The sequence below is a fragment of the Streptomyces caeni genome, assembly GCF_042678285.1.
In the GTDB taxonomy this organism is placed as follows: Bacteria; Actinomycetota; Actinomycetes; order Streptomycetales; family Streptomycetaceae; genus Streptomyces; species Streptomyces caeni.
The window spans coordinates 41,534-63,348 of sequence record NZ_JBHUDX010000092.1 but is presented as its reverse complement, the minus strand read 5'-3'; the positions used below and the strand labels follow the sequence as shown (position 1 = coordinate 63,348).

The window sequence follows — 21,815 nt, the reverse complement described above, 5'->3', positions numbered from 1 at the left end:
AACGGGCACCCAGCCGCCCACGGCGACGACGTCAGGCCACAGACGAATCGAGGTCAACCGCTTCACCACCCGGGACATGTACACGGGCGCCCTCGCCGACATGAACCTCGGCACCGACCCCTTCACCGGGAACCGCTACGCCTTCGCCGGTGGCAACCCGGTGTCGACGGTGGAGCTCGACGGCCACTTCGCGATCACGCTCACGGTGTTCGCGGTGGTGGCTCTGGCCACGGCTCTGTACGCCGCGACGCCTCAGGGGCAGCAGAACCTGAAGGACGCGAGCCAGGCGCTCGGCAACATGCTGATGCCGTCCGCGGACGAGGCGAGTTCCTCGGACTCGGACGACGAACCGGACACCGGGCCGACGCCATCGCCCACTCCGGGTCCCGCGCCGAGGCCGCTGCCCCGGCAGACGGACGACGACTCCAACTTCACCTGCGACTTCATGCCCCTCTTCGACGGAGGGCGGATCTACGGAGGTATGGAGGAGTACACCAATCACCAGGGGAAGAAGGGCTGCCGGGCAACCGGCGCCATGGCATTCCTCACCCAGAGTGACCGCAGGTCCCGGACCGGGGCGGGCGGTCTGCCGAAATGCCCCACATGCGAACCGTCCGTCCAGCCTGAAGGAATGGGAGAAATTGCGGCAGGCGGCGGGGATCCTCAAGCCGGCCACCTGATAGGTTACTGGGGGGCGGGGACCGGCCAGGATGCGCGAAACCTGGTGGCTTTGCACGCCGGTGCAAATAGAAGGATGGCCAGCAAGGTGGAGCGCTTCGGGTGGACGGCCTTGAACAAGGGCAATACCCTGTTCATGTCGGTCGTGCCCGTATATGGAGATCCTCATTCGGCGGTTCCCACGACCGTTCAGGTAGGAATGACCTCATACGACTCACAGGGGAATGTCGTGGACACCTTCTCGTGCACTGCGATCAACTCCTCAACCGGAATCGGCTCGAAGTGCTGAAGTGTTAGAAGGGGCGTATTGGTGGCAACGCTTTCAGAGATCCGAGCCCTGTTGGGCGAACCGCGGTTCAATTCGTCGGATCCGGGCCCATGGATCACGCTTGAGCAGGAACTCGGTATCGCATTTCCTGCGGACTTCCGGGAGATCATCGACGCGTATGGTTCGGTCGTGATCAACCAGCAGTTGTATCTGAAGCATCCCGCCAGCCACCTGCTGCACGATCTGGGAACAATGATCAGGAGGGATCTCGAGCTCTGGCGCGAGGAGGACATGGCGGAGTTCCTGCCGAGTCCGGTAGGGGCGAAGCCCGGCGAGTTGATGCCGGTGGCGACGGCCACGACGGGCGAGGCGGTCTTCCTCCGCGTTCCCGACGACTCCTCGTCGCCCTGGCGGGTCGTTGTCCAGGAGTTCGACAGTCCGGCGTGGACGCTCTACGAGATGACGTTCAGCGATTGGCTGCTGGCCTATCTCAAGGGCAGAGACGTCACGCTGTGTTCTCGTAACTTCGCACCCGACGGCCCCTCCTGGGAATTCCTTCCCTAAAGAATGAATGCGGCGGTAGCCCCTGTCCTCGCGACAGGGGCTACGGCCACCAGGACCGTCCCGACACCCAAGATCACGGCCCCGATGATGCTGGTGTGGGCGACCGCGCCCGAGAACGACGAGCCAACCGCATCCGTCACCTTCCGTGCCCGGTCGGCTAGTCTAGTTGCCCGGCCAGCGCCTTGAGCCGACGTCGATGCTGTCCGCGCCCGCCGCCATGCCGCCGATCAGCGCCATAACCTTCGCGGCCGGGAATGCGCCCACACCGTCCTGCGACGTCGGCAGGTGCACCCGCTCGGCCAGCAGACCGGGCAGGCCACACCGCTCAGCCAGACGCACCAGCGGTTCCAGGCCAACAAACCGCCCTCCAGTCACCGTTCCCCAAGGCCAGTCGACGAGGTAAGCCACCGAGCGCCTCCCTGCCCTGCTCGTGTCCCGCCAACGCGCAGACAGCACCTGCATCGAAACGCAGCCAGGGGCGTTCGACCAAGCCGACGCCCGGCCGAAACGTTTGCCACTCGCAAGACTGAGCGCCATCACCCCGCCCCATGAACGAAGACGGACGCGGGCCACGAGGCACTTCACGGCCACAGGCCAGGCTCTGGCCAGTACACATACCAGTACGGGCGCTCTCATCCCATCCAGCACGAATCCAGCACGGTAGGGGTGAGCAGGGGTGATGACAGGTGACGAGAGGTCAGAAAATCCAGCACCTATCCAGCACGGTAAAAATCTAGGGGCCTGACCCCGAAGAGTCAGACCCCATTTGACCTGCACGTTTGCCAGATCAGTGAAGTGGTGCTAAATCACCGGCTAGACATTGAAGCGAAACTCCACCACGTCCCGTGTTGCCTCACATCGTCCGGTCCGGCCGTTCATCCGTTGAAGCGGGTTTCGGCTATCGAGCCTGCCTCCACGAGGTCCTCAGCCGACAGGACGACAAATCAGCCGTGCGACATCCCTATAAGGGATGTGTCAACACCGAGCAGATTGCCGGGCCGCGGCCCCACCCCGCAGCAAGTGCCCCAGTACCCATCCCAGCGGGATTCGAGTTCGAACACTCTCCGGAGGATCACCGTGGCCGTCCCCGAGGAACCACCCGAGGTGACAGAGCCGGTTGCCGCCGCGCTCCTGCGCCTCCTCCGCCTCCTGACTCCCGCTGCAAGCCGGCCGTCTCTTGAGGCCGGAGACAGCAAGGAGCGGGCCGCTGGCTCTTCTCAACCTATCGAGGTATGACAGATCGCCACACAACGCCCACAACACACTCCACGCCCTACGCACGGGGGTCTGACCACACGTGATCCGTTTCGCCTTCGCCGGACGCTGCTCCACCGAGGACCTCCAAGACCCCGAGGCCTCCAGGAACTGGCAACTCACACGGGCCCGCGCCCTGATCGAACCAGCCGGGGGCCAGATCGTCACCGAGTACTTCGACATCGGCCACAGCCGCTCCCTGCCCTGGCAACGCCGCCCACGCGCCAACGACCTCCTCCGAGCACTCCGCGAACCCAACCGGGGATTCGACGCTGTGGTCATCGGGGAGCCGCAACGCACCTTCTACGGCAACCAGTTCGGCAACACCTTCCCCGTCTTCGTCCACTTCCGCATCCCGCTGTGGGTCCCGGAGGTCGGCGGCCCCATCGACCCCGACAACGAGGCCCACGACCTCGTCATGTCCGTCTTCGGCGGCATGAGCAAGGGAGAACGCAACCGCATCAAGATCCGCGTGCGCACCGCCATGAGCTCCCAGGCCAAACTCCAGGGCCGCTACCTCGGCGGGCGGCCGCCTTACGGCTACCGGATCGCCGACGCCGGACCCCACCCCAACCCCGCCAAAGCAGCCGCCGGACAGTGCCTGCACAAACTCGACCCCGACCCCGCGACCGGGCTCGTCGTGCTGCGCATCTTCAGCATGTACGTCGGCAACCGGTACATCGACGGCATGAGCGACGAGGCCATCGCCCTCCGGCTCAACCGCGAAGGCATCCCCTGCCCCTCCGCCCACGACGCCGCCCGCAACCCCCACCGCACGAAGACCGGATGGCAGGCCGGTGCGGTCAGAACGATCCTCCTCAACCCCCGCTACACCGGCCACGAGGTCTGGAACAAACAACGCAGGGAAGAACGCCTCATCGACGTCGACGACGTCACCCTCGGCCACCGCACCACCATGACCCACAACCCCCGCGACGAGTGGATCTGGTCCAACGAACCCGCACACACCCCGCTCATCACCAAGGAACTCTTCGAAGCCGCCCAGCGCGCCCGCAGACAACGCGCCCGCGCATACCAACAGCAGGAACGCCCCACCCGGCGAAGCACCCGACGGCCCTACGTCCTGCGAGGACGAGTGCGCTGCACCCTGTGCGGGCGGAAGATGCAGCCCTCCGCGATCCGCGACCGCGTCTACTACCGATGCGAGTACAAGGAACAGGAAGCAGCCCTCTACCCCGGGCTCGACCACCCGCGCACCGTCAACCTGCGCGAAGACATCGTCTGCCGGGCACTGGATGCATGGATTGCCCGGGCCTTCACCCCCAAGCGGCTCCCGCCACCATCACCGCACTCAGTCAGGCCAGCTCTGCGGCAAGCGCCGCACAGACCGAATCACCCGAGCAGGCCCAGGCCCGCCAGGCGATCAAGGAATGCGAGCGGCGTCTTGCCCGCTACCAGGCCGCCCTGGACTCCGGAGCCGACCCAGCCGTCGTCACCCAGTGGATCAACGACGCACAACGTGACAAGGAAGCGGCACAGAAGAAGCTCGACGCCCTGCCGGCCCTCACCCGGAAGAAGGAACCGCCCCTCACCGCCGACCAGATCCGGGAGATCACTGAGAGACTCGGAGACATCGCACAGCGCATCCAGGCCGCCGACGCCGACAAGAAGGAGCCCCTCTACGAAGCCCTGGGCATCACGATCACCTACGACAACGCAACGAGGACCGCGACCGTCAGGTCGAGGCCCTCAATTCCGTATCGCTATAGCCAGTGTCCGAGGGGGGACTTGAACCCCCACGCCCGATAAAGGGCACTAGCACCTCAAGCTAGCGCGTCTGCCATTCCGCCACCCGGACTAGGTGTTCGTCGCCTGGCCGGGGTACTGCCCGGGGGCGACAGGGATAACGATACCAAGGTTTCGGAGTGGCCTTCACCTGCGTATCCGGCGGCGGCCGTCACTTCCAGGGGCCGTGCGACTCCAGCAGAAGCCGCAGGGTCCGAACGACCGCTGCCTCCTCCTCGTCCAGCGGGGCGAGGAATCGGTGCTCCTCCTCGCGGCGGGCCTGCTCGCCGCGGCGCAGGCAGTCCTCGCCCGCCGGCGTCGGTTCCACGATGCTCTTGCGGCGGTCCTGCGGGCTGCGCCTGCGTCGACGAGGCCGCGGGCCTCCAGGGCGTCGATCAGTGCCACCATCGTGGTGCGGTCGACACCGAGCCGGATCGCCCACTGAATCTGGGAGGGCGGTTCCTCATCCGTGAGCACCACCAGGACGGCCAACTGGTGGCCGTCGATGCCGAAGGGCGCCAGTGCCTCGGCCGAGGCACTCGCCAGGGACCGGTGCGCGTGCTTGAGGAGGTGGCCGAGGGGTGATTCCAAGGGCGGGCGGGCGTGCCTGTCCGCCATGGCCGAGACTGTGGACGCAGTAACGATCAGGATCGCCGATGATTTGCTTCACCGGTTGCCGATCCTCTGCGCTTCGGCATCACGACCCCACGTCCTCGCTCCTCCCGCGGAGGAGATCGCGCGGCTCGGCGAGACCGTCGAGATGCTCAAGCGGATGCGGAGCCGGGACGTCTTCGGCTTCGACGGGCGGTACCACCGGCTCACGGGCACCCGGTGCGAGCCCAAGCCCGTGCAGCGACTGGCCCTCGGCCGCTGATCGGCGGCCGGGGTACCCGTCTGCCCCGGCTCGTCGCCGACCACGCCGCCCGTGGAACATCCCCGGGCCGCCGCACCGCTGCGTGGAGTCGTCGCGGAGCGTGCCCGGGTGCTCGACGGGCACTGCGCCGATCTCGGGCGCGGCCCTTGCGCATCGCGCGCTCGGTGCAGCAGCTCCTCGTGTCGTACGACGATCCGGCGGCGACCCGCGCGACGGTCGACGCGCTCGTCGCCGCCGGGCTCTCCACCGCTGCCGCTGACGAGGGTGGCGGGTATCCCCTCGCGGGCGGCGAGTGCCCAGGCCAGGGTGAGGCAGGCGACACCGCCGTCGGTCGGGGTCTTGGCGATGACCGCGTTGCCCGCCAGGGCCTGGACCAGCACGGCGTGCACGAGCACGCTCATCGGGTGGTTCCAGTTCGCGATGTTCGAGACCGGGCCGTCCAGCGGACCCCGGTCGCCGATCATCGGTTCTATTCCGTCGACGTACCAGCGCACGCCGTCGACGGCCCGGTCCACATCGGCCTGGGCCAGCCGCCATGGCTTGCCGATCTCCCGCACGAGCAGGAGGGTGAGCGGTTCGCGGTGCTCGGTGAGGGCGTCGAGGGTCGCGGCGACCCGGGCCCGGCGTTCGGGCAGGGGCACATGACGCCAGGCTCGGTGCCGGTCCAGGGCGGCTCGTACCGCGCGCCGGGCGGTGCCCCGGTCGAGGCGGGGCGGGCCCGCGACGGGACCGCCGTCGACCGGACTGGTGGCGGGCAGCGCCCGGCCGTCCGCCTGCCAGGCCGAGTCCCAGAGGTTGAGGACACGGTCGTCCCGGAACGCCTCGGGGGCGACGGGGAGGCAGCGCTGCCAGGCGTCGGACCATGAGGTACCGGATTTGAGGGTGAGGGTCTGTGCCATTCGGTTGCTCCGCTCTCGGTGCACAGTCGGGGGCGGGAGGCACACGGTCCGTGCGGCGCTCGGAACGCACATGCCGTGCGCGGATGTCGTGGGGCGGCAGCCGCCGGGGCGGCGGGAGGCAGCCGTGGTGCCGGGGGGCCGGCTTGGGGCGACGGAGGCCGCCGTGGGGCGATGGAAACGGCCGTGCTGCGGATGCCGGGCCGCCGTGCTGCGGATGCTGCCGTCGTACGCGGTACGTCGTACGCGACGCGTTGTGCGCGGCAAGTCGTACGCGACGCGTTGTCGTCGGGTGTGAAACAGACGGTCGCCCTACGAGGACGGTAGTGACCTGGCACGAAACCCAACAGTCACCTGGTGGCGACTATGAGTGACATCACGCCGTTTCTTCCGGTATCGCCAGTGCCAGCCGCGCTGTCTCGGTAGGAGTGCTCCCCACGCCGACCCCTGCCGCCTCCAGGGCCTCCTTCTTCGCGTGTGCCGTACCGGAGGAGCCCGAGACGATCGCGCCCGCGTGGCCCATGGTCTTTCCCTCGGGGGCGGTGAAGCCGGCGATGCAGCCGACGACCGGTTTGGTGACGTGCTCGCGGATGTAGGCGGCGACCCGTTCCTCCGCGTCGCCGCCTACATCCGCGAGCACGCGGCGGGTGTGCTTCATGCCCTCGCCCCCGGTCATGCCCTGGACGAGGACCTTGCTCTCCTTGGTGAGGTAGATGGCCATGGCGGGCTCCTCAGGCGGCGTCGGCGAGTTGGGCGACCCGGCGGGCGGCGCCGTCCATGGCGCTGACCTGCTGGACCAGGGGATGCCGGCGGGCGTTGAGGATCGCGCGTCCCCGGGCGGCGTTGTTGCCGTCGAGCCGTACCACCAACGGTTTGGTCAGCCGGACGGAGTCCAGGGCCCGCACGATGCCAGCGGCGACCGCGTCGCAGGCGGTGATGCCACCGAAGACGTTGACGAGGACCGACTTCACCGCCGGGTCGGAGAGGATGACGGACAGCCCGTCGGCCATGGTCTGGGCGGAGGCTGCGCCACCGGTGTCGAGGAAGCTGGCGGGGCGGGCGCCGCAGCCCGCGACCACGTCCAGTGTCGACATGACGAGGCTGACGTTCCGGCTCTCGCGCAGCCGGGTCACGGCCGAGATGAACCGCTGGTAGCCGATGTCGCCGTCGCCGACGTCCACCATGCTGTAGCCGAACTCGTCGGACGGGTCGCTCACCCCGTCCTTCACGTGGAACAGCGGACAGCGGTGGGGCTGCCCGAGCACGTAGTCGAGGGGTTCGAAGGCCGCGGGCGTGCCGTCGGGCCGCCGGGAGAGGCGGAACTGGGACGACGTCCAGAACCAGCAGCGGGGTGGGAGCGCCCGGCGCGATCGCCGGTGCCGGTGCCGGTGCCGACGCGATCGCCGGTGCCGGTGCACCGGTGCAGGTGCCGGTGCCGGTGGCCGGGTCATGGCAGCTCTTTCAGGCCGAGGTCCGTCAACAGGTCGGGGGCAAGGGCGATTTCGGCGGCGATGCCGTCACAGGACAAAGGCCGGTCCGGCGGGGATCGGCTGTCGCCGAACCGGCCGCGTGGATGGCGGTGTCGGCGGCCGCGGCGGCGGCCCGCCCCGCCGGGGCGTTCCCGGCGTGAGCGGGGTTCAGGAGGCCGTCCGGGCGTGGTACGACCTCCGCGTGTGCTCCGTGTGCTCGCGCATGAGCCGTGTGGCACGCTGCTCGTCGCGGTCCGCGATCGCGGCGATCAGGGCACGGTGCTCGTTCCAGGACTGCTGTCCGCGCTGGCGGGCGACCGGTGTGTAGTACCAGCGCACCCGTCGGTCGACCTGCCCGGCCAGCTCCGCGAGCACCGCGTTGCCCGCCAGTTCCATCACCTTGGTGTGGAAGCGGGCGTTCATGGCGACCGCGGCGTCCACGTCGTCGCCCGCCACGGCCTGCTCGCCCTGCGCACACAGTTCCTCGAGGGCCGCGACCCCGGCGCTGCCCGCGTTGGCGGCGGCGAGCCGGGCGGCCTCCGCCTCAAGCAGCGTACGGACCGTCAGGAGCTGGTCGGCCTCCTCCTCGGTCGGCTCGTGCACGAACGCGCCCTGGGCGGGCCGCAGATCGACCCACCCCTCGGTGTTCAGCCGCTGCAGCGCCTCGCGCACCGGCTGCCGGGAGACCCCGAGATGCCCGGCCAGTTCGCTCTCCACGAGGTGCTGGCCGGGCTGGAGGGCGCGCGTGGTGATGAGTTCGAGAAGCGCCTCGTAGACACGGTCGCGCAGCGGGCCCGGCCGTTCGAGCTTGGGCACCGCTCCCTGTGGCAGTCCTGTCGACAACATCGGGGTCCCCCTCCAGGGCAACGGCAGCGCGGCAGCCGGAGAGCCAGTATGGATTGTCTTTCGTCTACAGTCTACGGCGCCCAGAGGCCAGGGCCGCGGGGAGTCGGCCTCGTCACATCGTCCCGGCACGGTCCTGCGGACGGTACCCGGCCCACCCCGGAGCGGGGCGCACCGGCTACGGACAGCGCACGACCTGTCCCGCGTACGACAGGTTCCCGCCGAACCCGAAGAGCAGCACGGGGGCGCCGGACGGGATCTCCCCGCGCTCGACGAGTTTGGAGAGCGCGAGCGGGATGCTCGCCGCCGAGGTGTTCCCGGAGTCGGCGACATCGCGGGCGACGACCGCGTTCACGGCCCCGAGCTTCTCGGCGAGCGGTTCGATGATGCGCAGGTTCGCCTGGTGCAGCACGACCCCGGCGAGGTCCTCGGGCGTGAGCCCGGCCCGCTCGCAGACCCGGCGCGCGATCGGCGGCAGCCGGGTGGTGGCCCACCGGTACACGCTCTGCCCTTCCTGCGCGAACCGGGGCGGCGTGCCCTCGATGCGCACGGCATGCGCCATCTCGGGCACCGAGCCCCACAGCACGGGGCCGATCCCGGGCTCGCCCCCGGGCGGGCACGCCTCGACCACGGCGGCCCCGGCGCCGTCCCCGACCAGCACGCACGTCGTACGGTCGGTCCAGTCCGTCACGTCGGACATCTTCTCGGCGCCGATGACAAGGGCCCGCCGGGCCGCGCCCGCGCGCACGGCGTGATCGGCGGTGGCGAGCGCATGGGTGAAGCCGGCGCAGACGACGTTGACGTCCATCGCCGCCGGGGAGGGGATGCCGAGCCGGGCCGCCACGCGGGCGGCCGTGTTCGGCGAGCGGTCGATGGCCGTGGACGTGGCGACCAGCACCAGGTCGATGTCACCGGGCATCAGGCCCGCTGCGGCGAGCGCCTTCGCGGCGGCGTGCGCGGCCAGTTCGTCGACGGGCTCGTCCGGCCCGGCGATGTGGCGCGACCGGATCCCGACCCGGGTCCTGATCCACTCGTCGCTGGTGTCGACCATGCCGACCAGGTCCTCGTTGGTGAGGACCCTGGCGGGCTGGTAATGGCCGACGGCGGCGATGCGTGAGCCGTGCATGGGTGGTTCCCCTTCGGTGCCTGGGTAGCGGGATCCACCAGTCTGATCAGTGACTCACGGGTACGGCGGCACGTGAAGCGACAGGAATGGCACGTCCGCGTTGTCGGCTTCCGCAGACGCTCGGACGCCCTCGCATGCCGGTGGGGCCGCCCCGGCCTCACCCGGTGAAGAGCTGCTTGGCCTTCAGTACGAGTTCGTAGAGGCCGTAGCACAGGGGAGCCCCCACCCACAGCCAGGAGAGTGCGATCAGGAACCGTCGTTCAGGCGGGCTGCTCGCGGCGTCCATCGGCGGCCTCCTTCGGTGCGGGGATGTGGTGGCGGGGGTGGACGGGCCGGATCAGCTCGTTGGCGACGAATCCGATGACGAGCAGTCCGATCATGATCACGAGGGACAGGCCGTAGCGGGACGCCCCGTGCTTGCCCGCCTCCTTCTGGTGGTCGGCGATCCAGTTCACGATGAGCGGCCCGAGCACGCCGGCGGTCGACCAGGCGGTCAGCAGCCGGCCGTGGATCGCCCCGACCTCGTACGTCCCGAAGAGGTCCTTCAGATAGGCCGGGACGGTGGCGAAGCCGCCCCCGTAGAAGGAGAGGATCACCAGCGCGCAGAGGATGAACAGGGGCTTGGAGGAGTCACCGAACGAGGCGATGAGCAGGTACATCAGCGCGCCGACGCCCAGGTAGACGCGGTAGATGTTCTTCCGCCCGATCAGGTCGGAGGCCGACGACCAGCCGATGCGGCCCGCCATGTTGGCCGCCGACAGCAGCGCGACGAAGCCGGCGGCCGCCGAGAGCGACACGGGCGTGGACGTGTCCGCGAAGAAGTCCGTGATCATCGGGGCGGCCTTCTCAAGGATGCCGATGCCGGCGGTCACGTTCATGCAGAGCACGATCCACAGGCACCAGAACTGGGGGGTGCGCACGGCGCTGCGGGCGGAGACCTGCACGCCCTCGACGGCGCTGGGCCCGGACGCGAGGGGCCTCTCGGTGCGCGGCACCCGCACCAGCAGCAGGCCGAGCGACATGAAGACGGCGTACGACAGCCCGTGCACGAGAAAGGCGAGCGCGATCCCCGAGTGGTCGGTGCCGAACGACTGGAGCATCTGCGCCGACCAGGGCGAGGCGATCAGCGCGCCGCCGCCGAAGCCCATGATGGCGATGCCGGTGGCCATGCCGGGCCGGTCGGGGAACCACTTGATGAGCGTGGAGACGGGCGAGATGTAGCCGACGCCGAGCCCGATCCCGCCGACGAAGCCGTAGCCGAGGACGATCAGCCAGTACTGCTCGGTGGCCGCGCCGAGCGCCGAGAGCAGAAAGCCGGACGAGAAGCAGACGAGGGCCACGGTCATCGCCCAGCGGGGCCCGTTGCGCTCCACGAGCGTGCCGCCGAACGCGGCGGACAGGCCGAGCATGACGATGGCGAGCTGGAAGGGCAGCGCGCTCTGCGTGCCGTTGAGATGCAGGGCGGATTCGAGGGGCGGTTTGAACACGCTCCAGGCGTACGCCTGGCCGATGGAGAGGTGGACGGACAGAGCGGCGGGCGGGACCAGCCAGCGGCTCCATCCCGTGGGTGCGACAGGAGGGCTCATGGGTCCCGAACCGTAGAAAATCCAACCGGAGTTGAGAACCCGTCACGTAGACGGTATGCGATGAACGGTATCCCGGGGGCGGTGAACGGTGGCCGCGCCGGGCAGGGCATGCGGGTGCCATGACCGCGCCGGCCGGTCTTCATGCGGGTGTTTGTGAATCTTCAGGCCGATATGAGCCGAGGTGAATCCCCTCGGCCGGCCCGGCTCTTCGGCCGCCGGCGGCCTGCCGGTGGCCCACGGGCGCGAGCCACGGCCGGATATCCCCCGCAAGTTCCACCTGTCCGGGGGAGATGGGCGGCGGAATCTGCCCTACGGTCCGAGCACCACGCGATCGACTTCGCGTGAGGCAGGAGGTAGTGCCTTGCATGCACAGACCATGGACCCGGTACGGACCAGCGACCACTCGCTGCCGGAACACCATCTGGCGCTTGATCTCGTGCGGTCGACCGAGGCTGCGGCGATCGCAGCCGCGCACTGGGCGGGCCGGGGCGACAAGCATTCCGCCGACCAGGCGGCCGTGGACGCGATGCGCGCGAAGATGAGCACGCTCCCGTTCAACGGCGTCGTGGTGATCGGCGAGGGCGAGAAGGACGAAGCGCCCATGCTCTACAACGGCGAGGCCGTCGGCGACGGGCGTGGACCTGCCTACGACGTCGCGGTCGATCCGATCGACGGAACCACGCTGACCGCCAAGGGAATGAGCAACGCGCTCTCGGTGCTCGCGGCGAGCCCGCGGGGTTCCATGTTCGATCCTTCGGCCCTGTTCTACATCGACAAGCTCGTCACCGGTCCGGAGGCCGCGGCGCTCGTCGACATCACCGCGCCGGTCGCCGACAACGTGCGCGCGGTCGCCAGGGGCAAGGGCGTGGACCCCGGGCATGTCACCGTGTGCATGCTGGACCGGCCACGGCACAAGGACCTCGCCGACCAGGTGCGTGCGGCCGGCGCCCGGGTCAGGTTCATCCCCGACGGCGACGTCGCGGGGGCGGTCATGGCAGCGCGCGAGGGCACCGGGATCGACATGCTGCTCGGCATCGGCGGCACTCCGGAGGGGATCATCGCGGCCTGCGCCGTCAAGTGCCTCGGCGGCGTGCTCCAGGCTCGGTGGGCGCCGCGTGACGAGAACGAACGACGCGGGGTCCTGGACGCCGGCCATGATCCCGACCGGGTGTTCTGCACCGACGACCTCGTCACAGGCGACGGCGCGATCTTCGTGGCGACCGGCATCACCGACGGGGACCTGATGAGCGGTGTCCGTCACGGCCCGGACCGGGCCACCACGGAGTCGCTGGTCATGAGCTCGCGCAGCAGGACCGTCCTGCTGGTGCGCAGCGAACACCGGATCGACCCGGCCGGGCACACCGCGCCGACGGCGACCAGCACCACAACCAAGGCATGACAGTTCATGGGCCGGGCGGCAGCTCGGCCGGCGAGAAGGGGACGAACACGTGACCGATCAGCTGGCAGCCACGGCCGCCGCGATGGTGGAGCGCGGCAAGGGCATCCTCGCCGCGGACGAGAGCATCGGCACCATGTCCGACCGGCTCCAGCAGGTCGGCGTGGAGCCCACCGAGGAGAACCGCCGGGCGTACCGGGAGATGCTGGTGACCACGCCGGATCTCTCGAACGGTGTCAGCGGGGTGATCCTGTGCGAGGAGACGCTGCGGCAGTCGGTGGCCGACGGCAGGCCGTTCCCGGAGGCCATGCAGGCGCTGGGACTGCTCCCGGGGATCAAGGTGGACACCGGCGCCAGGCCGCTGGCGGGAGCGCCCGGTGAGACGGTGACCGAGGGGCTGGACGGTCTGCGCGGACGGCTCTCCGAATTCGCCGCGCTGGGGGCGCGGTTCGCCAAGTGGCGTGCGGTGATCGTGATCGGTGAGAACCTGCCGAGCGCGCGGGCCCGGCATGCCAACGCCCACGCTCTGGCCCGCTACGCGGCGCTGTGCCAGGAAGCCGGCATCGTGCCGATCGTCGAGCCCGAGGTGATGATGACCGGCGCACACTCGATGAGCGACTGCGCCGCGGTGACCGCGGAGACGCTGGCCGAGGTCTTCGCCGAGCTGCGGATCGCCGGGGTCCGCCTGGACGGCATGGTCCTCAAGCCCAACATGGTGGTGCCGGGCAAGGACTCGGGTGAGACTCCTGGGCCGGAGGAGGTCGCCGCCGCCACGGTGGGTGTGCTGCGTGACACGGTGCCCGCCAGTGTCGCCGGAATCGCGTTCCTGTCCGGTGGCCAGAGCGCCTCCGCCGCCAGCGCGAACCTGGACGCGATGCAGAAGCTGCCCGCGCCGTGGCCGCTCACCTTCTCCTTCGGCCGAGCCCTGGTGGCCCCGGCGCTGGAGGCCTGGGCCGGGAAGGCCGAACTGTGGGAGACCGGGCAGAGGGTGCTGGCTCACCGGGTGGGCTGCAACACGGCCGCCCTGGCCGGAAACTACAGCGAGGCGCTGGAAAGCGCTGCTGCGTGAACGCGCCGAGGCGGCCGCGGCGGGCGGTCATCTTCGATGTCGACGGCACCCTGGTGGACAGCGAACGGCATGGCCACCGGGTGGCGTTCAACGCCGCCTTCGCCGCCGCGGGTCTGCCCCACCGGTGGGGGGCCGAGGAGTACGGTCGGCTGCTCCGTATCACCGGTGGGCGCAGGCGGATCGCGGCATGGCTCGAAGAGACCGGTCTTGGTGCCGAAGAGGCCGCGGTGCTCGCTGCCGGACTGCACAAGGACAAGACCGAACGCTTTCGCGTACTCGTCGAACAGGGACGGATCCCGGCACGCCCCGGGGTTCACGACCTGATCGACCGTCTCGCCGGCGTCGGCGTGACGCTCGCCGTCGCGACCACAGGTTCCCGGGAGTGGGTCGAACCGCTCCTGGACGGGCTGTTCGAGCCGGGCACCTTCGAGACCGTGGTGACCGGCACCGACGTACCCCTGCTGAAACCGGATCCGGCCGTCTACCACGATGTGCTGGCCCGCCTCGGGCTCGGCCCCGAGGCCGCGCTGGCCGTGGAGGACTCCGAGAACGGGCTGCGCGCGGCACTCGGCGCCGGCCTGCGGTGCGTCGTGGTGACCAACGACTACACCCGCGGCCAGGACTTCACGGGGGCGCTGGCCGTGGCGCAGGATTTCGCAGGCGTAGGGGCGCTGTTCGACGCATGGTCCTCGGTCAGCCGAGCGGCACGCGAGCGGTGACCGTCGTGCCCTCACCGGGCCGTGACCGCACCTCGAGCCGGCCGCCGATGAGTTCGGCACGTTCCTCCATGCTCGTCATGCCGTACCCGTCGGTGGCCGGCGCCTCCCCGAACGCCATGGAACCGCGGTCGAAACCGCACCCGTCGTCCCTGACCCGGAGGATCACTTCGTCGGCCGTCGTCGCGACGCTCAGATAGGTCCTCGTGCACCCGGCGTGCTTGACGACGTTCTGCAGGGCCTCCTGGGCGATGCGGTACAGGGCGATCGCGACATGGTCGGGCAGCTCGCATTCCTCGGCGTCCACGACCACCTCCAGGCCCGCGACGGAGCGGGCCAGACTGGCCAGGCTGTCGGCGAGGCCGAGGTCGTCGAGGACGGGCGGACGCAGGTCGTTGATCGCCGCGCGGGCTTCCTCGGACGTGAGATCGGCCAGTTGCTGGGCCCGCACCAGTTGTGCGGCGGCGAAGTCCACGGACTCGTGGAGTGCGCCGGCCGCCGCGTCGAGGTGGAAGCGCAGGCTGCACAGGCGTTGGGTGATCCCGTCGTGGATGTCGGCCGCCAGGCGTCTGCGCTCCGCTTCCTGCGCGGCCACGACCTGTTCGGTGAACCGCTCGTGGATGCGCTCACGCAAAGCCAGCCGGCGGTGCAGCCTGGCCTGGTGGATCACGCCGGCGACCAGGGCGCCGATCGAGGTGAGCACCCTGACGTCCCGCTCCGTGAATTCGCGACGGCGCCGGGTGTGCACGTTGAGCACCCCGACCAGGCCGCCGGGACGGGTGGCCATCGGTACCGAGACCAGCGAGGTGAAATCGCGGCCGCGCAGCTCGGGAAAGTAGCGGTAGCGCAGGTCGCTTTCCTTGTGCTCCGTGATGACGACGGGCTCCTGGTGGCTGGCCACCCAGCCTGCCACCCCGTCCCCCAGGGGCAGCCGGATGCGGCCCACGTGCTCGTCGAACGGAGGCGTGGCCCCCGCCAGGGTCAGCGACCTTTCGCCGTCGTCGAGGACGTGCACGAAGCAGACGTCGGTGGCGGTGGCGGCGACGATGAGGTCAGCCACTTTCGCTGCGAGGAGTCCCAGTTCGGGCCCTGCCGAGATCGCCTCGATGATGCCCACCAGCAGGGTGTTCTCCTGGCAGGCGTCGGGGAGTCCGAGTCCTTCTGCCGCGGTCATCGGAAGATTCCTTCCCTCAGGGCCACCGCCACGGCATTGGCCCGGTCGTTCACTTCGAGCTTGCGGAAGATCGCCCGTACGTGGCTCTTCACCGTCTCGTCGCCCAGCACGAGCCTTCCGGCGATCGCCTTGTTGGACAGCCCGGCCACCAGAAGGCCCAGGACCTCGCTCTCCCGCTGGGTGAGGCCCAGACGGGCACCCGGCCAGAATTCACCGGCCTGCAGGCGGGCAGCGGAGGCGACCACACGTCCGGCCATGGTGGGATCGATGACCGTCTCGCCCGCGGCGGCCATCTCCAGATGCCGGACCAGCCCCTCGCCGTCGATCCACTTGAGCAGATAGCCGGCCGCACCGGCACGCAGGGCCTGGAACAGGTACTGCTCGTCGTCGTAGGCGCTGAGCAGCACCACCCGCCTCCCGGGGTCTTCCTCGACCAGCCGGCGGCACAGGTCCAGGCCGCTCAGCGGGCCGCGCAGCCGTACGTCCAGCACGACGACGTCAGGGTCGAGCCCCGCGACCAGTCGCTCGGCCTCGACCGTGGTGATCGCCTGCCCGACGACGCGGACCCTGCCCCAGAAACGGGCGAGGACGGCCTTGAGACCTTCCAGGACCATTTCGTGATCATCCACGAGCACAAGGCGCAGCGGCTGCTTCTTCATGCGATGAGCCTACGAAAAGATGCACGTAAATCGAGGGGCTGAGAGGCCCTGAACCTGCCGACAGCGGAAATCCCCCTGATGGATCCCCCAAGCGGGGGGGACCCGCGCGACCTCCTGTGGCCTACCGTCGGGCCACGCCGTTGATCAGGAGGTCGCTCCATGCAACCTACCGTGGTACGACCACGCATCGTTCCCTCAGTCCTGCCTGCGGACTTCTCCCGTCTGGGGGAAGAATGCCGGTCCCTGGAGCACGCCGGTGTCGACCGGATCCAGTGGGACATCATGGACGGATCGTTCGTCCCCAACATGACCATGGGTCCCGATGTCATCGCCTCGGTCCGCCCGCAGGTCGGCCTCGAGTTCGAGGCGCATCTGATGGTCCAGGACCCGGATCGGATGCTGTCCCACTGGGTGTCGGCGGGCTGCTCGCTCGTCATCGTGCACGCCGAGGCGTGCACCCACCTGCACCGGACGCTGGCAGCGGTGCACGAGCTGGGCGCGCGCGCCGGTGTGGCGCTCAACCCGGCGACGCCGGCCAGCGCCGTGGCGCACGTGCTCGACCTGGTCGATCTGGTGCTCGTGATGACGGTGAACCCGGGCTTCGGCGGCCAGGACTACCTGGCGTCGATGGAGCGGAAGATCGCCGAGGTCCGCTCGCTGATCCAGGACCAGCCGCACGAGATCGAGCTCGAGGTCGACGGCGGGATCGGACGGAACACCATCAACGGCTCCGCACGCGCGGGCGCGACGACGTTCTGTGTCGGCAGCGCGCTGTTCCGGCACCGGGACAGGCTCGCCGACGAGGTCGCCCATCTGCGTGGGCTCGCGGAGTCGGCGCTGTCGGACTCCGCTCACGGCAAGGAAGCTGCCTGATGGCGCCGGGGCCGGGAAGCGGCACGCGCCCCGCCGGGACCGTCGCCGAGGCGCGGCACGGCCACGGCACACCCGACGAGGTGGACGCGCTGGCCGTCAAGACCATCCGGTTCCTCGCCGCCGACGGCGTCCAGGCCGCCCGGAGCGGGCACCCCGGCATGCCGATGGGAGCCGCCGCCGCGGCATGGACGCTGTGGTCGCGCTTCCTGCGGCACGACCCCGGCGAGCCGCAGTGGGAGGACAGGGACCGTTTCGTGCTCTCCGCGGGCCACGGGTCCATGCTGCTGTACTCGTTGCTCCATCTGTTCGGCTATGACCTCCCCCTCGACGAGCTGCGCCGGTTCCGCCAGTGGGGCTCGAAGACACCCGGACACCCTGAGTACGGCCACACCCCCGGTGTGGAGGTGACCACCGGGCCCCTCGGCCAGGGCATCGCCACGGCCGTGGGCCTGGCGCTGGCCGAGCGCATGCGGGCCGAGCGCGGCAACACCGACGAGCACACCGTGGTCGACCACCGCACCTGGGTGATGGCAGGCGACGGCGACCTGATGGAGGGCATCAGCCATGAGGCGGCCTCGCTCGCCGGTCATCTCGGCCTCGGTCGTCTGATCGTCATCTACGACGACAACGACATCACGATCGACGGCCCGGCGACCAGGAGCTGCTCCGACGACGTGCTCGGCCGGTTCACCGCTTATGGCTGGCAGACCCTTCGGGTGGCCGACGGCAACGATGTGGAGTCGCTGTCGGCCGCGCTCGGCGCGGCGGTGGCGGACGAGACACGGCCGACCCTGGTAGCGGTCCGGACCGTGATCGGCGACGGAGCGCCCACGCTGGCCGGGACCAGCAAGGTGCACGGCTCTCCGCTGGGCGAGAGTGAGCTGGCCGCGGCGAAGGAGGCGGCCGGCTGGCCCGCCGAGAGCTTCCACGTTCCCGAGGAGGTCACCCAGCGCTGCAAGGAACTGGCCGAGCGGGGCAGAGCCGCGCGACTGAGCTGGGAGAAGACCCGCCAGAGCTGGCAGGAGGCCAATGCGGACCTGGCGGCGTCCTGGGACACGGCCGCCCGGCCGCCCGCCGGCCTGGAGAAGCTGCTGCCCGTCTTCGAGGCCGGTACCGCGGTGGCGACCCGTGAGGCGTCGGGCGCGACACTCGCCGCGATCGGGCCCGCCTACCCCGGGCTCGTCGGCGGGTCGGCCGACCTCGCCGCGTCCACCAACACCACCGTCCCCGGAGCCGGGGACGTGGGCCCCGGCTCCTTCGCGGGCCGCACGGTGCACTTCGGTATCCGCGAGCACGCGATGGCGGCGATGCTCAACGGCATGACGCTCCACGGAGGTCTGCGCGCCTATGGCAGCACCTTCCTGGTCTTCTCCGACTATCTGAGGCCCGCGGTGCGGCTGGCCGCCCTGATGAAGGTTCCGTCGGTGTTCGTCCTCACCCATGACTCGGTCCTGGTCGGGGAGGACGGGCCGACCCACCAGCCGATCGAGCACATCGAGGCCCTGCGGCTGATCCCCGATGTGATGGTGCTGCGCCCGGCCGATGCCAACGAGACGGCCGCCTGCTGGCAGACGGCCCTGCAGCATCAGGACGGCCCGTCCGTGCTGGTGCTCAGCCGGCAGAAGCTGACGGTGCTGGATCCGGTTCCCCGGGGCGCGATCGCGCGCGACGGCGCACGTATCGTCCGCGACGGCGCCCGGACGCCGGACGTGGTCCTCGCCGCCACGGGTTCCGAGGTGGAACTCGCGGTGGCCGCGGCCGCCGAACTGTCCGATCGAGGTGTCGTGGCCCGGGTCCTGTCCGTGCCGTGGCGCGAACGGTTCGAACAGCGGTCGGCCGAGGGCTGCGACCTCCTGCCGGACTGTCCGGCGGTGTGGATCGAAGCCGGTGTTCCGCACGGCTGGGCGGCTCTGTCCCGTCCCGGCGACAAGGTCATCGGGCTGCGCCGGTTCGGAGCCAGCGCTCCCGGCCCGACCGTCTACGCGGAACTGGGCTTCACCGTCTCCGCGGTCGTGCAGGCCGCGCTCTCCCTGACCGGCCCGGGGGCCGAGGAGGAGGTCACGTCATGCCCAAGCTGATCAGAATGGAACGCGCCCGAGACAAGCAGAAGCGCCCGGTCATGATGGCCATCGCCGGAGACAGCGCCGCGGGCAAGACGACGCTGACCAAGGGACTGGTCAAGGCGCTCGGCCCGGAGCGGGTCACGGCGATCTGCGTCGACGACTACCACCGCTACGACCGGCAGGAGCGCAAGACCCTGCCGTTCACGGCGCTGCACCCGGACTGCAACTATGTGGAGATCATGGAGCAGCATCTGCAGCTCCTCGCGATGGGTGAGCCCATCCTCAAGCCGGTCTACGACCACGACACGGGGCTGCTGGCCCGCCCCGAGCTGGTCGAGCCGCGGGACTTCGTGATCGTCGAGGGGCTGCTGCCGCTCCACACGAGGATAAGCAGGGCCTGCTTCGACATCGCCGTCTACCTCGGCCCGCCCGAGGAGATCCGGCGGAAGTGGAAGATCGCCAGGGACACGCAGAAGCGCGGCTACCAGCCGGAGCAGGTGGCCGCGGAGTTGGAGCGGAGGGAGCCGGAGTCGGCGGCGTACATCCGGCCGCAGCGTGCCTTCGCCGACCTGGTGGTCCGGTTCGCGCCGATCGCCGGCCGCGACGACCCGCCGAACACGCCGCTGTCGGCCGAGCTTCTGCTGCGCCCGACCATCAGGCACCCCGGGCTCTCGACGATCCTCGACAGCAGCGAGCGGCGGTCGATCCACCTCAAGATGAGCAGGGACGAGGACGGTCGCCCGTGCGATGCCCTGCACGTCCACGGCTATGCCCCCATCGAGGAGAGCCAGGTCGTCCAGAAGGCGATCTGGTCGAGGCTCGGCGTCGACGCGGAACTGCCCGATGCGCTGGGCGATCTCGGCACGGGGCAGCGCAGCGAGCCTTTGGGGATCACCCAGCTGCTGCTCCTGTACCACCTGCTGGATGCCCAGCGGTCGGGTTCGCATCAGGCCGCAGCCCAGTGACAGGCCCTCGCCGTCTGCGCGATCGCCTGTCGTTTCCCCGATGCCGGCCGGTACGGGCCGACCGGCATCCGGCCGGCCCGTCGGCCACGAGCATCAACCACTCATTCGAGCGTCGTGGGACGCCATGCCTCATCGGGAGCAGGACATGACAGCAAGTACGGAAACGGGCGGACGCTGGAATGCGGGGGTGATCCCCTACACCGAGATGGGCTACTGGCGGCCCGACTACGAGCCCAAGGACACCGACGTGCTCGCCGCGTTCCGGATGGTTCCGCAGGAGGGCGTCCCGCCGGAGGAGGCCGGGGCCGCCGTCGCCGGTGAGTCCTCGACCGCCACGTGGACCGTGGTGTGGACCGACCGGCTCACCGCCCACGACCACTACCGGGGCAAGTGCTACAAGGTGGAGGCCGTCCCGGGCCGGCCGGGCGAGTTCATCGCCTACATCGCCTACGACCTGGACCTGTTCGAGGAGGGGTCGATCGCCAACCTCACCTCCTCGATCATCGGCAACGTGTTCGGGTTCAAGGCGGTCAAGTCCCTCCGCCTGGAGGACATGCGGATTCCCCCGCACTACGTCAAGACCTTCCAGGGTCCCGCGCACGGCGTCGTGCTGGAGCGCGAGATGCTCAACAAGTACGGGCGACCGCTGCTCGGTGCCACCATCAAGCCCAAGCTCGGTCTGTCCGCCCGCAACTACGGCCGGGTGATCTACGAGGGTCTGCGCGGCGGGCTGGACTTCACCAAGGACGACGAGAACATCAACTCCCAGCCGTTCATGCGCTGGCGGGACCGCTTCCTGTTCGGCATGGAGGCGGTCAACCGGGCGCAGGCCGAGACCGGTGAGATCAAGGGGCACTACCTCAACGTCACCGCGGCGACCATGGAGGACATGTACGAGCGTGCGGAGTTCGCCAGGGAACTCGGCAGCGTCATCGTCATGATCGACCTGACGGTCGGCTACACCGCGATCCAGTCGATGGCCAAGTGGGCCCGGAAGAACGGCGTTGTCCTCCATCTGCATCGGGCCGGTCATTCGACCTACACCCGCCAGAAGTCCCACGGAGTGAGCTTCCGCGTCGTGTCCAAGTGGATGCGCCTGGCCGGTGTCGACCACATCCACGCCGGTACGGTCATCGGGAAGCTCGAGGGCGACCGGGGAAGCGTCCTGGGCTACTACGACACGCTGCGCAAGGACAAGGTGGAGCCGGACCCGGCCAAGGGCCTGTACTTCGAGCAGGACTGGGTCTCGATGCCGGCGGTCATGCCGGTGGCCTCCGGCGGTATCCACGCCGGACAGATGCACCAGTTGCTGGACCTGTTCGACGACGACGTCATCCTGCAGTTCGGCGGCGGCACCATCGGCCACCCGATGGGCATCGCGGCGGGCGCGGCCGCCAACCGCGTGGCGCTGGAGGCGATGGTCAAGGCCCGCAACGAGGGCAAGGACCTCCTCAGGGAGGGCGAGAGCGTGCTGAAGGCCGCCGCCAAGAACAGCCGGGAGCTCGACATGGCCCTGTCCACCTGGGGTGACATCACCTTCAACTACGCGTCCACCGACACCCCCGATGTCGTCGCGACGCCGGACGCGGTGTGAGG

Annotated in this window: 19 protein-coding genes, 1 tRNA gene and 6 pseudogenes; 13 read left to right on the top strand and 13 right to left on the bottom strand. The window is 69.7% G+C overall.

The window, feature by feature from the left end:
• From ACFSL4_RS30535 to ACFSL4_RS30525, 3 genes and pseudogenes are all read left to right on the top strand, one after another.
• Window positions 1–187, top strand: a pseudogene (locus tag ACFSL4_RS30535) (hypothetical protein); the annotation flags it as partial.
• Between the two features lie 111 nt (window positions 188–298).
• Complete coding sequence (locus tag ACFSL4_RS30530; RefSeq protein WP_381089987.1) at window positions 299–967, top strand: DNA/RNA non-specific endonuclease; 669 nt, start codon at window positions 299–301, stop codon at window positions 965–967.
• 21 nt (window positions 968–988) lie between these two features.
• Window positions 989–1,510 (top strand): SMI1/KNR4 family protein, encoded by a 522-nt coding sequence (locus tag ACFSL4_RS30525; protein WP_381089976.1) that lies wholly within the window; start codon window positions 989–991, stop codon window positions 1,508–1,510.
• A 162-nt stretch (window positions 1,511–1,672) separates the two neighbouring features.
• Here the strand turns inward: ACFSL4_RS30525 and ACFSL4_RS30520 are convergent, their stop codons facing one another.
• On the bottom strand, window positions 1,673–1,918 hold the full coding sequence (locus ACFSL4_RS30520; protein ID WP_381089973.1) for a hypothetical protein: 246 nt from the start codon (window positions 1,916–1,918) through the stop codon (window positions 1,673–1,675).
• 889 nt (window positions 1,919–2,807) lie between these two features.
• Here ACFSL4_RS30520 and ACFSL4_RS30515 point away from each other — a divergent pair.
• Window positions 2,808–3,956, top strand: a pseudogene (locus ACFSL4_RS30515) (recombinase family protein); the annotation flags it as partial.
• Window positions 3,957–4,024: 68 nt separating this feature from the next.
• Window positions 4,025–4,534, top strand: coding sequence for a hypothetical protein (locus ACFSL4_RS30510; RefSeq protein ID WP_381089999.1), 510 nt, complete (start codon window positions 4,025–4,027; stop codon window positions 4,532–4,534).
• Here the strand turns inward: ACFSL4_RS30510 and ACFSL4_RS30505 are convergent.
• The 6 genes and pseudogenes from ACFSL4_RS30505 to ACFSL4_RS30475 all read right to left on the bottom strand — a co-directional run.
• Window positions 4,499–4,583 (bottom strand) — tRNA-Leu (locus tag ACFSL4_RS30505). The genes ACFSL4_RS30510 and ACFSL4_RS30505 overlap by 36 nt on opposite strands.
• A gap of 99 nt (window positions 4,584–4,682) precedes the next feature.
• The gene (locus tag ACFSL4_RS30500; RefSeq protein ID WP_381089996.1) at window positions 4,683–4,838 is read right to left on the bottom strand and encodes a hypothetical protein; all 156 of its coding nucleotides are present in this window, start codon (window positions 4,836–4,838) and stop codon (window positions 4,683–4,685) included.
• Window positions 4,839–5,623: 785 nt separating this feature from the next.
• Window positions 5,624–6,283, bottom strand: a pseudogene (locus ACFSL4_RS30490) (aldehyde dehydrogenase family protein); the annotation flags it as partial.
• A 373-nt stretch (window positions 6,284–6,656) separates the two neighbouring features.
• Window positions 6,657–6,908 (bottom strand): annotated as a pseudogene (locus ACFSL4_RS30485) (succinate--CoA ligase subunit alpha); the annotation flags it as partial.
• A gap of 103 nt (window positions 6,909–7,011) precedes the next feature.
• A pseudogene (locus ACFSL4_RS30480) lies at window positions 7,012–7,380 on the bottom strand (ADP-forming succinate--CoA ligase subunit beta); the annotation flags it as partial.
• 9 nt (window positions 7,381–7,389) lie between these two features.
• A pseudogene (locus ACFSL4_RS30475) lies at window positions 7,390–7,620 on the bottom strand (sugar phosphate isomerase/epimerase); the annotation flags it as partial.
• An 11-nt stretch (window positions 7,621–7,631) separates the two neighbouring features.
• Here ACFSL4_RS30475 and ACFSL4_RS30470 point away from each other — a divergent pair.
• Window positions 7,632–7,910, top strand: coding sequence for a hypothetical protein (locus tag ACFSL4_RS30470; protein ID WP_381089993.1), 279 nt, complete (start codon window positions 7,632–7,634; stop codon window positions 7,908–7,910).
• Window positions 7,911–7,917: 7 nt separating this feature from the next.
• Here ACFSL4_RS30470 and ACFSL4_RS30465 read toward each other — a convergent pair whose 3' ends face one another.
• The 4 genes from ACFSL4_RS30465 to ACFSL4_RS30450 form a co-directional block, all read right to left on the bottom strand.
• A complete protein-coding gene (locus tag ACFSL4_RS30465) occupies window positions 7,918–8,595 on the bottom strand; it encodes a GntR family transcriptional regulator (protein WP_381089970.1) in 678 nt (225 codons plus the stop codon).
• A 175-nt stretch (window positions 8,596–8,770) separates the two neighbouring features.
• Complete coding sequence (locus tag ACFSL4_RS30460; protein ID WP_381089967.1) at window positions 8,771–9,718, bottom strand: beta-ketoacyl-ACP synthase III; 948 nt, start codon at window positions 9,716–9,718, stop codon at window positions 8,771–8,773.
• A gap of 157 nt (window positions 9,719–9,875) precedes the next feature.
• Entirely contained in the window at window positions 9,876–10,004 is a 129-nt protein-coding gene (locus ACFSL4_RS30455) for an MFS transporter small subunit (protein ID WP_381089964.1), read from the bottom strand.
• Window positions 9,979–11,304, bottom strand: a complete 1,326-nt coding sequence (locus ACFSL4_RS30450) for an OFA family MFS transporter (RefSeq protein ID WP_381089961.1) — start codon at window positions 11,302–11,304, stop codon at window positions 9,979–9,981. Before ACFSL4_RS30450 ends, ACFSL4_RS30455 begins: the two co-directional genes overlap by 26 nt.
• Window positions 11,305–11,680: 376 nt before the next feature.
• On the opposite strand from ACFSL4_RS30450, the gene glpX reads away from it, so the two are divergent.
• From glpX to ACFSL4_RS30435, 3 genes are read left to right on the top strand one after another with little or no spacing between them, the layout of a single operon-like run.
• A complete protein-coding gene (gene glpX, locus ACFSL4_RS30445; protein WP_381089984.1) occupies window positions 11,681–12,703 on the top strand; it encodes a class II fructose-bisphosphatase in 1,023 nt (340 codons plus the stop codon).
• 49 nt (window positions 12,704–12,752) lie between these two features.
• A complete protein-coding gene (locus ACFSL4_RS30440; RefSeq protein ID WP_381089958.1) occupies window positions 12,753–13,769 on the top strand; it encodes a class I fructose-bisphosphate aldolase in 1,017 nt (338 codons plus the stop codon).
• On the top strand, window positions 13,766–14,488 hold the full coding sequence (locus tag ACFSL4_RS30435; protein ID WP_381089956.1) for an HAD-IA family hydrolase: 723 nt from the start codon (window positions 13,766–13,768) through the stop codon (window positions 14,486–14,488). The genes ACFSL4_RS30440 and ACFSL4_RS30435 overlap by 4 nt, the downstream gene beginning before the upstream one ends.
• Here the strand turns inward: ACFSL4_RS30435 and ACFSL4_RS30430 are convergent.
• A complete protein-coding gene (locus tag ACFSL4_RS30430; RefSeq protein WP_381089953.1) occupies window positions 14,463–15,659 on the bottom strand; it encodes a GAF domain-containing sensor histidine kinase in 1,197 nt (398 codons plus the stop codon). The genes ACFSL4_RS30435 and ACFSL4_RS30430 overlap by 26 nt on opposite strands.
• The gene (locus ACFSL4_RS30425; RefSeq protein ID WP_381089950.1) at window positions 15,656–16,318 is read right to left on the bottom strand and encodes a response regulator; all 663 of its coding nucleotides are present in this window, start codon (window positions 16,316–16,318) and stop codon (window positions 15,656–15,658) included. Before ACFSL4_RS30425 ends, ACFSL4_RS30430 begins: the two co-directional genes overlap by 4 nt.
• A gap of 159 nt (window positions 16,319–16,477) precedes the next feature.
• On the opposite strand from ACFSL4_RS30425, the gene rpe reads away from it, so the two are divergent.
• The 4 genes from rpe to ACFSL4_RS30405 all read left to right on the top strand — a co-directional run bounded on the left by rpe (window position 16,478) and on the right by ACFSL4_RS30405 (window position 21,813).
• The gene (gene rpe, locus ACFSL4_RS30420) at window positions 16,478–17,191 is read left to right on the top strand and encodes a ribulose-phosphate 3-epimerase (protein ID WP_381089947.1); all 714 of its coding nucleotides are present in this window, start codon (window positions 16,478–16,480) and stop codon (window positions 17,189–17,191) included.
• Window positions 17,191–19,269: a transketolase gene (gene tkt / locus ACFSL4_RS30415; RefSeq protein ID WP_381089944.1), complete on the top strand. Its 2,079-nt coding sequence runs from the start codon at window positions 17,191–17,193 to the stop codon at window positions 19,267–19,269. The genes rpe and tkt overlap by 1 nt, the downstream gene beginning before the upstream one ends.
• Window positions 19,257–20,219, top strand: a complete 963-nt coding sequence (locus tag ACFSL4_RS30410; protein WP_381089941.1) for a phosphoribulokinase — start codon at window positions 19,257–19,259, stop codon at window positions 20,217–20,219. The genes tkt and ACFSL4_RS30410 overlap by 13 nt, the downstream gene beginning before the upstream one ends.
• A 145-nt stretch (window positions 20,220–20,364) precedes the next feature.
• Window positions 20,365–21,813, top strand: a complete 1,449-nt coding sequence (locus ACFSL4_RS30405) for a form I ribulose bisphosphate carboxylase large subunit (RefSeq protein ID WP_381089939.1) — start codon at window positions 20,365–20,367, stop codon at window positions 21,811–21,813.
• Window positions 21,814–21,815 lie beyond the last annotated feature (2 nt).